Origin of the sequence: Caldalkalibacillus mannanilyticus JCM 10596, from assembly GCF_000615945.1 — a bacterium.
In the GTDB taxonomy this organism is placed as follows: Bacteria; Bacillota; Bacilli; order Caldalkalibacillales; family JCM-10596; genus Bacillus_AT; species Bacillus_AT mannanilyticus.
In genome coordinates this window covers 44,201-57,851 of sequence record NZ_BAMO01000024.1, presented here as the reverse complement: position 1 = coordinate 57,851, position 13,651 = coordinate 44,201, and the positions used below count along the sequence as shown (strand labels likewise).

Annotated in this window: 14 protein-coding genes; 12 read left to right on the top strand and 2 right to left on the bottom strand. The window is 39.1% G+C overall.

Annotation, left to right across the window (positions count from 1 at the left end):
• The first annotated feature begins 120 nt into the window (after positions 1-120).
• Together JCM10596_RS13635 and JCM10596_RS13630 are read left to right on the top strand one after the other, a co-directional pair.
• Positions 121-726 carry a hypothetical protein gene (locus tag JCM10596_RS13635; RefSeq protein ID WP_148302604.1) on the top strand — a complete coding sequence of 202 codons (606 nt, stop codon included), beginning with the start codon at positions 121-123 and terminating at the stop codon, positions 724-726.
• Between the two features lie 115 nt (positions 727-841).
• A complete protein-coding gene (locus tag JCM10596_RS13630) occupies positions 842-1,045 on the top strand; it encodes a YneF family protein (protein ID WP_025027604.1) in 204 nt (67 codons plus the stop codon).
• 12 nt (positions 1,046-1,057) lie between these two features.
• Here JCM10596_RS13630 and JCM10596_RS27985 read toward each other — a convergent pair whose 3' ends face one another.
• Both JCM10596_RS27985 and JCM10596_RS13620 read right to left on the bottom strand, forming a co-directional pair.
• Positions 1,058-1,849, bottom strand: a complete 792-nt coding sequence (locus tag JCM10596_RS27985) for a C40 family peptidase (protein ID WP_025027603.1) — start codon at positions 1,847-1,849, stop codon at positions 1,058-1,060.
• A 51-nt stretch (positions 1,850-1,900) separates the two neighbouring features.
• Positions 1,901-2,653 (bottom strand): YheC/YheD family protein, encoded by a 753-nt coding sequence (locus tag JCM10596_RS13620; RefSeq protein WP_025027602.1) that lies wholly within the window; start codon positions 2,651-2,653, stop codon positions 1,901-1,903.
• Positions 2,654-2,960: 307 nt separating this feature from the next.
• Here JCM10596_RS13620 and JCM10596_RS29225 point away from each other — a divergent pair, with 307 nt between their 5' ends.
• The 10 genes from JCM10596_RS29225 (at position 2,961) to JCM10596_RS25550 (ending at position 13,562) form a co-directional block, all read left to right on the top strand.
• Positions 2,961-3,152 carry a hypothetical protein gene (locus JCM10596_RS29225; protein ID WP_148302603.1) on the top strand — a complete coding sequence of 64 codons (192 nt, stop codon included), beginning with the start codon at positions 2,961-2,963 and terminating at the stop codon, positions 3,150-3,152.
• Positions 3,153-3,244: 92 nt separating this feature from the next.
• Positions 3,245-3,919 (top strand): DUF421 domain-containing protein, encoded by a 675-nt coding sequence (locus tag JCM10596_RS13610; RefSeq protein WP_025027600.1) that lies wholly within the window; start codon positions 3,245-3,247, stop codon positions 3,917-3,919.
• Between the two features lie 41 nt (positions 3,920-3,960).
• Positions 3,961-6,264: a GerAB/ArcD/ProY family transporter gene (locus JCM10596_RS27980; RefSeq protein ID WP_025027599.1), complete on the top strand. Its 2,304-nt coding sequence runs from the start codon at positions 3,961-3,963 to the stop codon at positions 6,262-6,264.
• A gap of 21 nt (positions 6,265-6,285) precedes the next feature.
• Positions 6,286-7,410 (top strand): GerAB/ArcD/ProY family transporter, encoded by a 1,125-nt coding sequence (locus JCM10596_RS13600; RefSeq protein ID WP_025027598.1) that lies wholly within the window; start codon positions 6,286-6,288, stop codon positions 7,408-7,410.
• Positions 7,411-7,435: 25 nt separating this feature from the next.
• Complete coding sequence (locus JCM10596_RS13595) at positions 7,436-8,575, top strand: GerAB/ArcD/ProY family transporter (RefSeq protein ID WP_025027597.1); 1,140 nt, start codon at positions 7,436-7,438, stop codon at positions 8,573-8,575.
• A gap of 61 nt (positions 8,576-8,636) precedes the next feature.
• Positions 8,637-8,867 (top strand): hypothetical protein, encoded by a 231-nt coding sequence (locus tag JCM10596_RS13590; protein ID WP_025027596.1) that lies wholly within the window; start codon positions 8,637-8,639, stop codon positions 8,865-8,867.
• The gene (locus JCM10596_RS13585; RefSeq protein ID WP_025027595.1) at positions 8,864-10,090 is read left to right on the top strand and encodes a Ger(x)C family spore germination protein; all 1,227 of its coding nucleotides are present in this window, start codon (positions 8,864-8,866) and stop codon (positions 10,088-10,090) included. Before JCM10596_RS13590 ends, JCM10596_RS13585 begins: the two co-directional genes overlap by 4 nt.
• Positions 10,091-10,118: 28 nt before the next feature.
• Positions 10,119-11,669 carry a spore germination protein gene (locus JCM10596_RS13580; RefSeq protein ID WP_034681337.1) on the top strand — a complete coding sequence of 517 codons (1,551 nt, stop codon included), beginning with the start codon at positions 10,119-10,121 and terminating at the stop codon, positions 11,667-11,669.
• A gap of 118 nt (positions 11,670-11,787) precedes the next feature.
• Complete coding sequence (locus JCM10596_RS31395) at positions 11,788-12,282, top strand: sodium:proton antiporter (RefSeq protein ID WP_369345639.1); 495 nt, start codon at positions 11,788-11,790, stop codon at positions 12,280-12,282.
• A gap of 23 nt (positions 12,283-12,305) precedes the next feature.
• On the top strand, positions 12,306-13,562 hold the full coding sequence (locus JCM10596_RS25550; RefSeq protein ID WP_369345638.1) for an SLC13 family permease: 1,257 nt from the start codon (positions 12,306-12,308) through the stop codon (positions 13,560-13,562).
• Positions 13,563-13,651 lie beyond the last annotated feature (89 nt).

The following is a 13,651-nucleotide window of genomic DNA, read 5'->3' as shown; positions in this document are numbered from 1 at the left end:
CTTATCATTGTTGTTCTAGGGAGTGCAGCATGTTCTAAGCAGCAAGTGGATTTATCAGCACCACAAGAAATTGAGAATCAACATTCCCAGGAACCGGAGGAAGGTCAGAAAGAGGATCCTATGGAGGAGAAATCTGAATCATCCGTGGATGAAATAAAAGAAGAAGAAAGCACATCAACAGATGCATCAACAGGAAAGCAAGGGAAGCCACATACAACAATGAAACAAGATGTGATCCAGCTTGAAGGCTCTGACGAGGAATTTACATTTATCTTGTACGAAGATAAAGCACTCGGATTTAAAACCTATGTAGTGGAGGACTTTCTTATTGATCAGGCTAGCTCTGGCGAAGGGGATGTTTTCGTGGTGAAAGCTAACTTTGGCGGAAAAGTGAACGAAGATGCAAGGCTCAGTATCTTTTCACCACAGGAAATGAATGTTTCTTCGATAGGTGAGATGACACAATTATCCAAGGAAATTAATGAGATTAACGGCTTTACCATTAAAGAACGGAGTGCAGACGCTAAAAAAATCCTGCCCATTTCAGAAGCTGAATATCATATCGAGAAACGAAAAAAAGATGGTGTGACCATCTTAGGTACCGTGTCCGTGTTCTCCAAGAACAATCGTTATTATATGCTGACTATGCAGTACCCTGAAGAGTACGCTGAAGGATTTGTTCCACGTGTTTTGAAGCTTGTTGAAGACACTGTTTGGAATAAATAAGCTCGGACAAGGTTCCAGCTCTCATAATGTGAATTTGGTGGATTCTTCACATCATGACCATAATATGATATGATGTAGCTCAGACTTTACTATTACCAATAAAGGAGAGCACATTATGTTAGCGTATATCATTCCAATCGTCACTTTAATCCTCGGAATAGCCATTGGTTTTGCAGCAGGAGTTTATTATCTAAAGAACCAAATGACAAAAATGCAAGCCGATCCAGCTATGATCCAAAAAATGGCGAAACAAATGGGCTATAACGTCAATTCAAAGCAAATCAATCAAATGAAAAACATGATGAAAAAAATGAAATAGCCTTGTATCACTCTATAAATCAAGCTTAAATTTATATTTAGGGTGTTTATATATTAACTTAAAATGAGGGTCTTTTGATAGCACCTCTTCTAAATCCTGTGGCGCAAACCATAAGTAGTCATTATGAAACTTATAGTTTGCGCCATAATAGTAACTAAGCCACACTAGCTTCGAGCAATAAATAACCTCCCACGGTTCCTTCAACGAATTGATTTTAAAAAATGAAAAAACAGGTTTATTAATCCCCTTGCTTTTGTTTTCTTTATATTTTTCTAGATACTGTTTTGCCCATTCTGCTGCTTTCTCTCCCATTTCAGCAGATACTGGTCGATAATGGGCATAAAAGGTATGGTCCTGAAAAAATTGTTCGATGGTATCTTGATAAATACTGGGGTCAACCATCACTGATTCGATTATATTTTCTTCATCTATAACAATGGCAGAATGACCCATATACCCTGGAGGAAGACCATTTATATTATCGCTGGCGATTAAAATATCACCTGGCTTAAACGTTTCGACTGAAGGTCTTAAGCTAGAATTGGCGTCCTTCTTTATTTGAATGATATACTTCTCTATGACCTGATAATCTGTACCTGCTGCCCCATAGGCAGCAACAATACTTACTATATGCGAACCTGAAGGTAGTTCTTTTTTATTTAAACGATAGCTCGTATCTCTTAGAGCAAACTTATGAATCTCTATGTTGTCTATAAATAACCGAACACTGAAAAAAAAGATGTGCGACCTTTGTTTTACTACTACAAGCTGATCCGTTTCCGCTACATAAAAATGACTTACCATGACGTCCCTCCCCTTGCTATCTTACACAGAAGATGAGCAAGGGGTTCCTCATCATTTTCGTTTTCTTATCCTCCTCACGTATTTTTTTATTGTAGGCGAAAGGCTTTCATCTGAATGATATCTAAATAACCGATACATAGGTCTTGTATTCACTTCTAATATCCACAAATCCCCTTCTTTATCGACAGCCATGTCAAGTCCAACTTCTCTAATACCCCTATAACGATCTGCTAAGCACTGTGCTGCCATTAAACCTACCTCACTCATTTCTCTTTCCACTTTGGTGCATTCCTTGTGATTAAGATGCAACCCTTTTCTCAGTACATTTCTGACCATAATCGGAGAGCCGCCTTTGCAAAAATTAGTAATGATCTTATTTCTTGCTGCCATTTTCCCCATAGCCCCTATATACTCCCACTCATCTGCTGGACGAAGAAGGACAACACGTAAATCAATAGGCCTTCCTTTTAGCCCCAGAAGCTGGATTCCCTGTTGAATGAGATACTCTTTTGTTCTTATTAATTGCTTGATTCTAGCATACAAGTGGCTCTTTGAGCTAAATATCTTTTTTTGCGTATTGTGTTGCAGCTCAAACCTACCTTTATCTTTGCTAACCTTGATAATTCCTTTTCCACCCGTTCCTCTAACAGGCTTCAAAATAACAAAAGGATGTTTCTCTAAATACCTCCATAAAAGGGTTTCACTAAAGAGATCTGTTTCGGGTAAATATGGCTGTAAACGCTGTTCTTTCTGAAGTACGAGATGCTTTCTCCATTTATTCGCAATTGAGGTGTACATCTTCATGCTCTAGTCCCCTTCAAATTCTATACTTATAGTCTTACAATATGAATCATTTTAAGAGGGGGAACTGTGCATTTATCTATTTTTATTCATTGGAAAAAAATCATAATGTAGGGTATTTTGAGAAAACTAAAGAAAATCAAAATCAGATCAAGGTGGAGACATGGAGCATAGTGCGATAGACGATGTAGCAATAAAACTTTTGACTCTGTTATATACACATCGCCAAAAACCATATTTGCCTATATGGGGCGAGATTTTTTTCGTCTTTAGGGAAGTACAAAAACAAGCGAAAAAAAAGGGGAGGAGCATGACTGTCTATCAAATTAACCCCAGTGGTCAACTTATTTATCATCCTTGCGAGGATGTTTTTATTGCTGTGTTATCGGAGTGTAATATCAAGATCAAGATAGAAGATTTAATTGACATGATACTACAGGAACGCTTCATACCCATTCTTCCGCCGACAAAGAAAGATGAACCTATACAGAAAAATAGCTAGTCCTTCCTAGGATTAGAAAGCTCTTAGAAATGACATAAAAATGAATGAATTGTACAAATTAATGTAATGATAAGCTGACTGAGGTGCTCACAATGGATTACATACGAATTGCTGTAGAACTTTTATGTGGATTTATTGCTTTACTCTTCTTAACAAAGCTGCTTGGAAAAACACAAATTACTCAAATTACCGCCTTCGACTTTATTTCTGCGATTGTTCTTGGGGAATTAGTCGGTAACGCCTTATACGATAAGGAAACAGGAGTCGGTAAAATTTTATTCGCCGTAGGCTTCTGGGGATTACTTATCTATATTACTCAAATCATAACGATTAAGTTTAAGAGAACACGGAGTCTCTTAGAAGGGAAACCTTCTATTGTGATCCACCAAGGAAAACTGATTTACAAGGAATTGAAAAAAAATAAATTAGATATTAATCAACTCATGCATTTGTTAAGGGGAAAGGATGTTTTCTCTTTACGTGAAGTAGAATATGCCATTATTGAAACAGATGGGAAGCTGACCGTGATGAAAAAAGCAGAATATACTCAGCCGACCAAACAAGACCTTCATCTTCCCCAACAGCTTGTTTCATTATCCTATATCCTTATTAGCGACGGAGAGCTCCTGCAAGATAACCTACAGGAAAGCGGAGTAAGTGAAAGCTGGCTCCAAACACAAATTCTAGCCAATGGTTTCAAAGATTACACCGATGTTCTTGTTGCTCAGTGGGAGCCTGGAAAAGATCTGATGATACAAGGGTATTGATGATCATTAAAAGACTCTAGGAGAAAGGAGAAAGCATAGCGATGAATAATCAAGATCATTATCGGATTGTTCCTATTGAATTAAGCATCACTCTGCTCTCTTTTATCATTGGAGTGGGGATTCTCACCATTCCACGATCTCTTGCTCAGGAATTAGAATCTCCTGATGGCTGGATTTCACTAGCCTTAAGCGGAGTCATTGTGATGATATTCTGCTATCTCTATACCCGATTACAGCGGAACTTTGTGGGAATGAATATTCTTGAGTACCTGAAACAAGGCTCCATAGGAAAATGGGGAGCTAAGATTCTTGCCATTCTCTTTATTATTTATTTCATTACGCTTTGTTCTTTTGAAGCCAGAATTCTCACTGTTGTAGTTAAGATGTATCTACTTGATCAAACACCTTCTGAGGTGGTTGCCGGCTGTATCTTGCTCTTAACAACCTATGCTGTTCATAAAGGGGTCCAAGGAGTCATTCACCTTAATCTCATCTTCATGCCAATCATTATGCTAGTTATTATGGGGGTCCTTAGCTTTAACATTCCCGAGTTTGATTATGACGCCCTGCGTCCCGTTTTCTCCGAAGGCGTATCTCCTGTGTTGTTAACATTAAAAAATACACTGCTTTCTTTCTTAGGTATTGAGAGTATCTTCTTTTTTATGGCTTATATGAAAAAATCAGATTTAAGGTCCCTGCCCCTTAATATTAGCCTAGGAATTATCACGATCCTTTATATTCTTGTCACCACTTTTGCCTATTCCATCTTTTCCTTAGATGCAACTAAATTTATCACCTTTCCGACGATCGAGCTGGCGAAAGAAATCGAGGTTCCTGGAGCTTTTTTCGAACGCTTTGAGTCCTTGATGATGACGGTATGGATTATGACCATATTTAACACAATGACAATGTGCCATTTCTTCGCTTATTCTATTTTCAAAAAAGAGTTTCTTCCAGCGAAAAAAAACGAGTTCAAAAAAACCAAAGCATTTCTTCCTAGTATCATTCAGCTTTTGGTGTTTATCATTACGTTTATCCCTAATTCGCTTGTAGAGAGCTTTACCTTCAGTGATTGGATCGGATGGCTTGGAGCCTTACTTTTTGTCAGCAGCATCCTTTTTGGTTACCTGTCACTGTGGATAAGAAAACATAAATCCAAGCGAAAGAAAAGGGGATTGGAGGGTGATAAGAAGAACGAATATGAAGAGGAGAAACGATATATGAAATATCAAAGCAGGTATCAAATAAGCCCTATAGAAATGAGCATGTCGGTCCTTGCTTTTATTGTCGGAGTAGGAATCCTCACCATTCCTAGATCATTGGCTCAGGAATTAAACACCACGGATGGTTGGATTTCGATCAGCCTAAGTGGATGTATTGTCATGATCATTGTTACTCTCTACACTCGATTACAACGTCATTATCCTGGTTTAAACCTACTTCAATTTTTAGGTAAGGACCGCATAGGGACTTGGCTAGCTAAACTATTGGCTATTTTATTTTTTATTTATTTTGTGACCATTGGAGCATTTCTTGCTCGCATCCTATCTGTCGTAGTTAAGATGTATCTCCTAGATCAAACCCCTGCTGAAGTGATTGTCGGTTCGATGCTACTCATAACAACTTACGCAGTCTATCGAGGTGTGCAGGGCTTAGTCCATCTCAATCTTCTTTTCATGCCCCTCATTGTTCTCGTACTAATGGGTATCCTAACTCTTAACATTGGAAATTTCAGTATGGAAGATCTGCGTCCTGTACTGGCAGAAGGGGTTTCTCCCATTTTCATTTCCATTAAAGAAACCATCTTTGCTTTTGTCGGTTTTGAAATTATTTTTTTCTTTATGGCTTATATGAAAAAATCAGATCTGCGTGCTTTACCCCTTAATATAACAATAGGAATTATTACTTTACTTTATATATTGGTCACCATTTTTTCTTATTCTCTCTTTTCCTTGGATGCAACCAAGTTTATCACCTTTCCTACCATTGAGTTAGCGAAGGAGATTGAAGCACCCGGAGAGTTTTTTGCCCGTTTAGAGTCACTCATGATGGCAGTGTGGGTGATGACCATCTTTAATACGATGGCAATGGATCAATACCTTGCCTATTCTGTGTTGAAGGATGAATTTATCACTGGTAAAGGTCCTGTAGCAAAAAAAGTAAAACCTCTCCTCCCATTGATCGTCCAGTTTATCATGTTTATTATTGCCTTCATTCCTAACTCCCTCACAGAAAGCTTCACCTTCTCTGATTGGGTTGGCTGGTTAGGTGGAACGGTCATTATCATGGGTCTATGCTTTGGTTACTTCACTGTCTGGTACAGAAGGCTACAAAAAAGGATGTAAGTATATACAAGGAGATGTCCTATGAACAACCAGAATCATTATCAAATTATCCCCATTGAAATGAGCATTTCCATTATGTCTTTTATTATTGGAGTAGGTATTCTAACGATTCCCAGATCCTTAGCACAAGAATTAGAAACTCCTGATGGATGGATTTCCATTGCTCTGAGCGGAGTTCTTGTCATGATTATAATTAGCTTATATGTCCGTTTGCAGCGCTATTTTCCCGGTCAAACTCTTTTACAGTTCATAGGAAAAGGGTCCATTGGCAAATGGATGGAAAAGCTATTGGCTCTTATTTTTTTCATTTATTTTTTATCCATCGCTGCCTTTTTAGCACGTATTTTATCTGTGGTTGTTAAATTATACCTCTTGGATCAGACTCCTGCTGAAGTCATTGTTGCTACGATGCTGCTTCTAACTACCTATGCAGCCTATCGAGGAGTACAAGGGCTCGTTCATCTTAATTTGATCTTCATGCCCATTATTTTTCTTGTCGTTCTAGTCATCATTACAGCGAATCTAGGCCCATTCAGCTTCGCCCCCTTGCGTCCTGTCCTGTCTGAAGGAATTTCTCCTGTTCTGATTGCAGTAAAAGAAACTTTTTTCGCTTTCACAGGCTTTGAGATTCTCTACTTCCTTATGGCCTATATGAAAAAGTCTGATTTACGTGCCATTCCTCTTAACATCACAATAGGCATCATTACCCTGCTCTATATACTGGTCACGATCTTTTCTTACTCCCTTTTTTCATTAGATGCTACTAAATTCATTACTTTTCCCACCTTGGAGATTGCTAAGGAGATTGAAGTACCTGGTGGATTTGTCGAGCGTTTAGAGTCTCTTATGATGACAGTGTGGATTATGACCATTTTTAATACTATGGCGATGAACCACTTCTTGGCTTCTACTATTTTAAAAGATTATTTTACAAGATCTAAACACATGGTTTTCCAGAAGTTAAAAGCAATAATGCCAATCGTCGTACAGTTTATCATCTTTATTGTTGCGTTTATCCCTAATTCCTTACCAGAGAGTTTTACGTTTTCTGATTGGATTGGCTGGCTTGGAGGAGTTCTTATTATCAGTGGGGTGGTATTTGGTTATCTGACTGTTTGGATTAGAAAAAGGAAGAAAGTACGTTAACCACAATAAGGAAGGACGTGCATGGATGAACACTCAGGGACAGTACCGTATTCTTCCCCTAGAAATAAGTATTACTGTCATATCATTTACCATCGGTGTAGGAATATTATCTCTTCCCAGAGCCTTAGCTCAGGAGCTAGGGACGGCGGATGGCTGGATCTCCATTATTCTTGGCGGTCTTCTCTTTATGGTTCTATATACTCTTTATGTTCGTTTACAGCGTTCTTTTCCTGGACAAACTCTTCTTCAATACCTAGGTCAGGGTCCCATTGGCAAATGGGGAGTTAGAGGTTTGGCTATTCTTTTTATCCTGTATTTTATCACGATCATGTCTATTCTGGTTCGAGTCATGTCTGTGGTGATTAACATGTATTTGCTAGATCAAACTCCCGCAGAAGTAATTGTTGCCTCTATGCTTTTGCTTAGTACCTATGCTGTACACAAGGGACTACAAGGAGTGATTCATCTTAATCTCTTATTTATGCCGATCATTTTATTTGTGGTCTTTTCTATCCTGACTATCAACTTACCAGGCTTTAAGTTGGAGCCACTTAGACCCGTATTGGCTGAAGGGATTGTTCCTGTTTTGCGGGGAATAAAACTTACCTTTTTCGCATTCTTAGGTGTTGAAATATTATTTTTTCTTATGGCTTATATGAAGAAATCAGATCTTCGAGCCTTACCTTTCAACCTTACAGTAGGGCTCATTACTGTAATCTATGTGCTAGTAACTGTTTTTTCGTACTCCATTTTCTCTCTAAATGCCACCTATTTTATTACCTTTCCAATGCTTGAATTAGCCAAAGAAATGGACGTACCAGGGGGATTCATAGAACGCTTAGAAGCCCTTATGATGACCGTCTGGATTATGACCATTTTTAATACCATTTGCATTAGTCATTATCTGATTTATTCCATCATTAAAAATGAACTATTATCCAAAACCTATGCGACATCCACTAAAACAAAGGAACTTCTTCCCTCTGTTATTCTTTTTTTTGCCTTTATCGTTGCCTTCATTCCCAATTCCTTGACTGAAACCTTTACCTTTGGTGATTGGAGCGGCTGGCTTGGAGGCATTAATGTTTTTGCTGGATTGCTCTTCGGTTACCTAACTCTCTGGCTAAGAAAGAAACGTACAAAATTTTGGAATAAATCAATATGAAAGTTGAGAAACTAAAAAAACTAAGATACACCCTTAAAATAATGTTTTAGGTTGTGATGGAATGAATATCGGCGATTTAATGGATCGTGTACTTGGCTTCATGCCTCAAAGATCTGTTTTTTGGTTTGCAGTAGGGACCTTCCTTCTCTCTCTTCTCATTCAATATCTCAATCATTGGTTGAAAAAGGTGACCAAGCTCCCCTGGATGCTGGAAGAAAACCAACGAAAAAGAGAGGAAATTCTCCAAGGAAAAGTAAGCCTGAGCCATGAGCAGCAAGGAGGTAAGAAATGAAAAAGATCATTTTCAGCATTTTTCTCCTTTCCTTGTTGCTTATTCTCTCTAGCTGCTGGGATCGAAATGAAATTGAAGAGATTGGCTTTCTGTTAGCGGTAGGACTGGACCCACTGGAAGAAGAAGAACAAAAAACATATGAAGAAAGATATAGAAAAGAAACAGGGCATGTCCCCTCTCATAAGCATCATGGAGAATTCTATAAATCAACCTTTCAAATTGCTGTTCCAAGCAACATTAAAACGGAGCAAGGCGGCGGGAGCGGGCAAGCCTTTCATAATATGACCTCGATTGGCATGACCAACTTCAAAATTAATAGGAACTTCTCGGCTCGAAGCAGCAGAGTGATTAATTTCGAGCATCTCAAGGTACTAATCATTCATCAAGAACTAGCACGTAGAGGCATTATTGAACACTTGATCGACTTTTTTATTCGTGATCATGAGATGCGCAGAAAAACAAAGGTATTCATTAGTGAAGAAAAAACCACAGATATTCTAAGTGATGAGCATCCCTTGGAAAACATAGTGGCTATTTCCGTTTCAGATATTAGCGACAATCATCCAAGAGTACTCGGGATGGTTGAACCTGCTGATATAGGCAAGCTCTCTCAATATGTCATTGGTCAAACAAGCTATATTCTCCCACGAATTGTGCATCATGGCGAAGGGGGAGTAAAAATTGGAGGAGCTGCCGTCTTTCGTGGCAAAACCAATGAAATGATTGGTTGGTTAGGTGAGGAAGAAGCCAGAGCCTACAATTGGATTACCAATTCAGTCTACATGTCGGCTCTCGAAATTCCCTATGAGAACGATCAAATCTTTGTCTATGAAAATTTATCTGCAGCGACAACGATTGAGTATGAGAAAAAAAATGGGAAGGATCACTTTCAAATTGAGGTCAAAACAGAAGGAGCCTTTGTCGAGAATTGGATTCATGCCATCGAGATCAATGACCAAGCAACTCTGGAAAAGTTGGAAGAAGCAATATCTGCACAAATTGAAAAACAAATCACGAGATTGCTCGAAAAAATGCAAAAGGAATATCATGTGGATATTTTTGAATTATATAAGTATGTAAAACAAAAGGATTATAACTACTGGAAAAAAGCCAAAGGAACTTGGGATGGTGAGAACGGTGGATTTTCAAAAGCGACATTTGATGTGAAAGCTGAGGTTCAAATACGTCACTATATGTTAAATGAAAAATTAGAGGATCAGTGATACAACACCCAAAGTGAGGGAGCGTCCTATGTTAAAAAAAATACTCCGCAAATTGAATCAAGCTTCACGCAAAGACACCAAGGAGCTTAAAAACTACAAAGATGTTGCCCTGTCCTCCCGGCTGAACGAAACGACTTCAACAATCAAAAGCATCGTTGGAGAGAGCGATGATGTCATTCAAAGAGAGATTATGATTGCTCAAAATCGTCCGGCTTCTCTCTTTTATATAAAAGGGTTAAGCAAGCAGGAATTGATCAATAAGGATATCCTGAAGCCGCTTCTCGAAACACAACAAAAAATGGATCACCTCAGGGAGCAAGAATTCTTGCAAACGTTACTTCAAGAAGTGATCACAAATTCTCAATTGAGTGTGCATGATTCATTTGATGATGCGATTACCTACCTCATGAGTGGCGATTCCCTTCTTGTTATTGAAGGGATTCAGAAGCTGATTATCTTAAATACTCGGGGCTTTGATGAACGCTCTGTACAAGAACCTCAGAGTGAGGTCGTCATTCGTGGACCTAGGGATGGCTTTATTGAAAACCTACAGACAAATATAGTTTTAATACGTCGCAGATTATCCAACCCTGACTTAATCATACAAATGGGACGGCTGGGGGAACAGGGGCGTAGCCCTTTCGCTCTTGCTTACATCAAAGGCATTGCCAATGAAGATCTGATTGAAGAAGTACGTTATCGTCTGGCTTGTGTGGAAACGGATGATATTCTCGAAACAGGAGTTATTGAACAATTAATTGAGGATAATGTCCTTTCTCCCTTTCCTCAGCTTCTTCATACGGAAAGACCAGATAAAGCTGTGGGAGCCTTGTTAAATGGGCAAATTATTATTCTTGTTGAAGGGACTCCTTTTGTATTAATTGCTCCTATTACATTTCATCAGCTCTTTAAGTCCTCTGAGGATTACTATGAGCGATGGTATATAGGTACCCTAATTCGTATTCTACGCTATTTTGCTGCTTTCATCTCACTGTTTCTCCCAGCCATTTATATTGCGATGGTTTCTTATCATCAGGGGATGATTCCTACTCCTCTCGCACTCTCAACAGCGGGTGCTAGGGAAGGAGTTCCCTTCCCTGCTTTCGTCGAAGCAATTCTAATGGAGATTACCATTGAATTATTACGTGAAGCTGGAGTACGTCTACCTCGTCCTGTAGGACAAACCATTGGGATCGTTGGTGGATTAGTCATTGGCGATGCTGCTGTTCGAGCAGGCTTTGTTAGCCCAATCATGGTTATTGTCGTTGCCTTAACTGCGGTGTCGTCCTTTGCTATCCCAGCGTATAGTGTGAGCATTACCTTTCGCTTCTTGCGTTTTATGATCATGGTAGCAGCCGCGATTTTTGGATTATACGGGATTATTCTTGTCTTTATTCTGCTGAATGTTCACTTAGTTGGTTTACGAAGCTTTGGCAGTTATTACACTTCTCCTTTTGCTCCTTATCATTTTATAGATTGGTTAGATTCTGTCTTTCGAGCTCCTATGTCGATCCTCCGATATCGAACGGCTGAGCCACGCAAACGGGATAACGCAAAGCAAAAATTAAATGAGGGATAGAGATACAGAATTGAAAATGATGTTAGCCCAAAAGTCACAAATCCCACTTTTTCATAATAAGATACTATAGACGAATGTCTGGTTTTCAAAAAAATTTATGAAAAAGATGGGATTTAGAATGACATTTGAAATTGGGTTGGTTTTAACCGTTGTGTTCATGATGTTATATTGCTTAACGAAAGAAATCAGTCGCCCTGACTTTATCGTTTTTTTTGCGTTGTCTATTTTAGTGATCAGTGGGGTCTTAGCCCCATCTGATGCCCTGAGAGGTTTTTCCAATGAAGGAATGCTAACCGTAGCCTTGTTATTCATTGTAGCAGGAGCGGTTCAACAAAGCGGCTTATTAAATCATTTTCTGACCAAAGCCTTAGGCTCAGGGAAGAAGCCGCGCCAATCTCTACTTAGAATGATGATTCCTATCTCTAGTCTATCGGCTTTTCTGAACAACACCCCAATCGTTGTGATGTTCACACCCATTGTACGAAAATGGTGTAAAGAAAATCAGATTGCTCCTTCTAAATTTCTCATGGCACTCTCCTTTGCAGCCATTTTCGGAGGAACGATTACCTTAATTGGAACCTCGACGAATCTTCTCGTTCACGGCTCATGCTAGAGCATGGCTTAGCTGGATTTTCTATGTTTACCTTAGCCATTGTAAGTATCCCCGCTGGAATCATAGGGATATTATTTATGACAACTCTCGGATACCAGCTGCTCCCTTCCAGAAAAACCTCTGAAGATTCTTTTAATGAGAGCTCAAAGGAATATCTAGGAGAGGTCGTGGTAGAGGTCAACTCTCCCTTGATTGGAAAAACCATTAAAGAAGCTGGATTTAATGAATTGAACGATCTGTATCTTATTGAGATAATCAGAAGCAATGGAGAAAGAATTGCTCCTGTTTCTCCTTATAAAAAAATTCGTGAGAGTGACCGTCTGATTTTCAGCGGCATGATTTCTACCATTGTAGAACTCCAAAACATTAGGGGATTACATGTTGAAACAGGTACTCATTTACGGTTGGAGGATTTAGAAAACGGGAATGCAAGCTTAGTGGAGGCTGTGGTTTCTCATCAATCCTCTCTGATCCATCAAACCATTAAACAGAGCAAGTTTAGAGCGAAATTCGGAGCAGGAGTTGTCGCTGTCCACCGAAATCATGAACGCATCAAGAGCAAAGTGGCTGATATTGTTTTTAAACCGGGCGATACGTTACTCCTCATAGCGAATAATGATTTTCTAAATCGCTGGTCTACTTCGACTGATTTTTATTTAATTTCTCCTATTTCTCGTCCTCATGTTGTCAATACCAATAAATCCTGGATTGCCATCATCGTCTTAGTTGCTATGGTTCTGCTTGCTTCCTTCAACCTCCTTTCTATGTTCAAAGCTGCTATGTTAGCGGTTATTTGCTTGTTTTTAACCCAAACGATTACTTTTGATGGGGTGAAAAAGCATCTCCAATTTAATGTACTTCTGCTTATTGCCTGCTCTATCGGGATAGGAATTGCCATCGAACAAACAGGTACGGCGGCTTATATTGCTAATTATTTTATTTTACTAACAGAAGGAATCGGTGTGATCGGTGCGATTATCGTGGTTTATTTGCTAACAACCTTATTTACTGAAGTCATTACGAATAATGCTGCCGTTGTATTAATGTTTCCTGTTTCATTGGCTATCGCTCAACAGCTCCAGGTGGACCCTATGGCATTCTTCGTCAGTATCGCCATTGCTGCCTCAGCCAGTTTCGCTACCCCCATAGGCTACCAGACCAATTTGATCGTTTATGGTCCTGGAGGCTACCGTTTTTCAGATTACTTAAAAGTAGGGATCCCGTTAAATATTCTCTATTTACTGATTACAGTCACGATTGTTCACTTTACTTGGCTCTAGTGAAATGAGCAAACCAAGAGAGGGGTTCAGCAAGAAGGTTTCGAATCTGTTTGGCACTAGATATCTGAATACCAAAAAGAGCATTGAAA

What these genes read in the sequence shown, in the direction of transcription:
- JCM10596_RS13635 (WP_148302604.1), top strand. Translation starts at nt 121, where the DNA reads ATGGAGGAGAAATCTGAATCATCCGTGGATGAAATAAAAGAAGAAGAA.
- JCM10596_RS13630 (WP_025027604.1), top strand. Translation starts at nt 842, where the DNA reads ATGTTAGCGTATATCATTCCAATCGTCACTTTAATCCTCGGAATAGCC.
- JCM10596_RS27985 (WP_025027603.1), bottom strand. Translation starts at nt 1,849, where the DNA reads ATGGTAAGTCATTTTTATGTAGCGGAAACGGATCAGCTTGTAGTAGTA.
- JCM10596_RS13620 (WP_025027602.1), bottom strand. Translation starts at nt 2,653, where the DNA reads ATGAAGATGTACACCTCAATTGCGAATAAATGGAGAAAGCATCTCGTA.
- JCM10596_RS29225 (WP_148302603.1), top strand. Translation starts at nt 2,961, where the DNA reads ATGACTGTCTATCAAATTAACCCCAGTGGTCAACTTATTTATCATCCT.
- JCM10596_RS13610 (WP_025027600.1), top strand. Translation starts at nt 3,245, where the DNA reads ATGGATTACATACGAATTGCTGTAGAACTTTTATGTGGATTTATTGCT.
- JCM10596_RS27980 (WP_025027599.1), top strand. Translation starts at nt 3,961, where the DNA reads ATGAATAATCAAGATCATTATCGGATTGTTCCTATTGAATTAAGCATC.
- JCM10596_RS13600 (WP_025027598.1), top strand. Translation starts at nt 6,286, where the DNA reads ATGAACAACCAGAATCATTATCAAATTATCCCCATTGAAATGAGCATT.
- JCM10596_RS13595 (WP_025027597.1), top strand. Translation starts at nt 7,436, where the DNA reads ATGAACACTCAGGGACAGTACCGTATTCTTCCCCTAGAAATAAGTATT.
- JCM10596_RS13590 (WP_025027596.1), top strand. Translation starts at nt 8,637, where the DNA reads ATGAATATCGGCGATTTAATGGATCGTGTACTTGGCTTCATGCCTCAA.
- JCM10596_RS13585 (WP_025027595.1), top strand. Translation starts at nt 8,864, where the DNA reads ATGAAAAAGATCATTTTCAGCATTTTTCTCCTTTCCTTGTTGCTTATT.
- JCM10596_RS13580 (WP_034681337.1), top strand. Translation starts at nt 10,119, where the DNA reads ATGTTAAAAAAAATACTCCGCAAATTGAATCAAGCTTCACGCAAAGAC.
- JCM10596_RS31395 (WP_369345639.1), top strand. Translation starts at nt 11,788, where the DNA reads ATGACATTTGAAATTGGGTTGGTTTTAACCGTTGTGTTCATGATGTTA.
- JCM10596_RS25550 (WP_369345638.1), top strand. Translation starts at nt 12,306, where the DNA reads ATGTTTACCTTAGCCATTGTAAGTATCCCCGCTGGAATCATAGGGATA.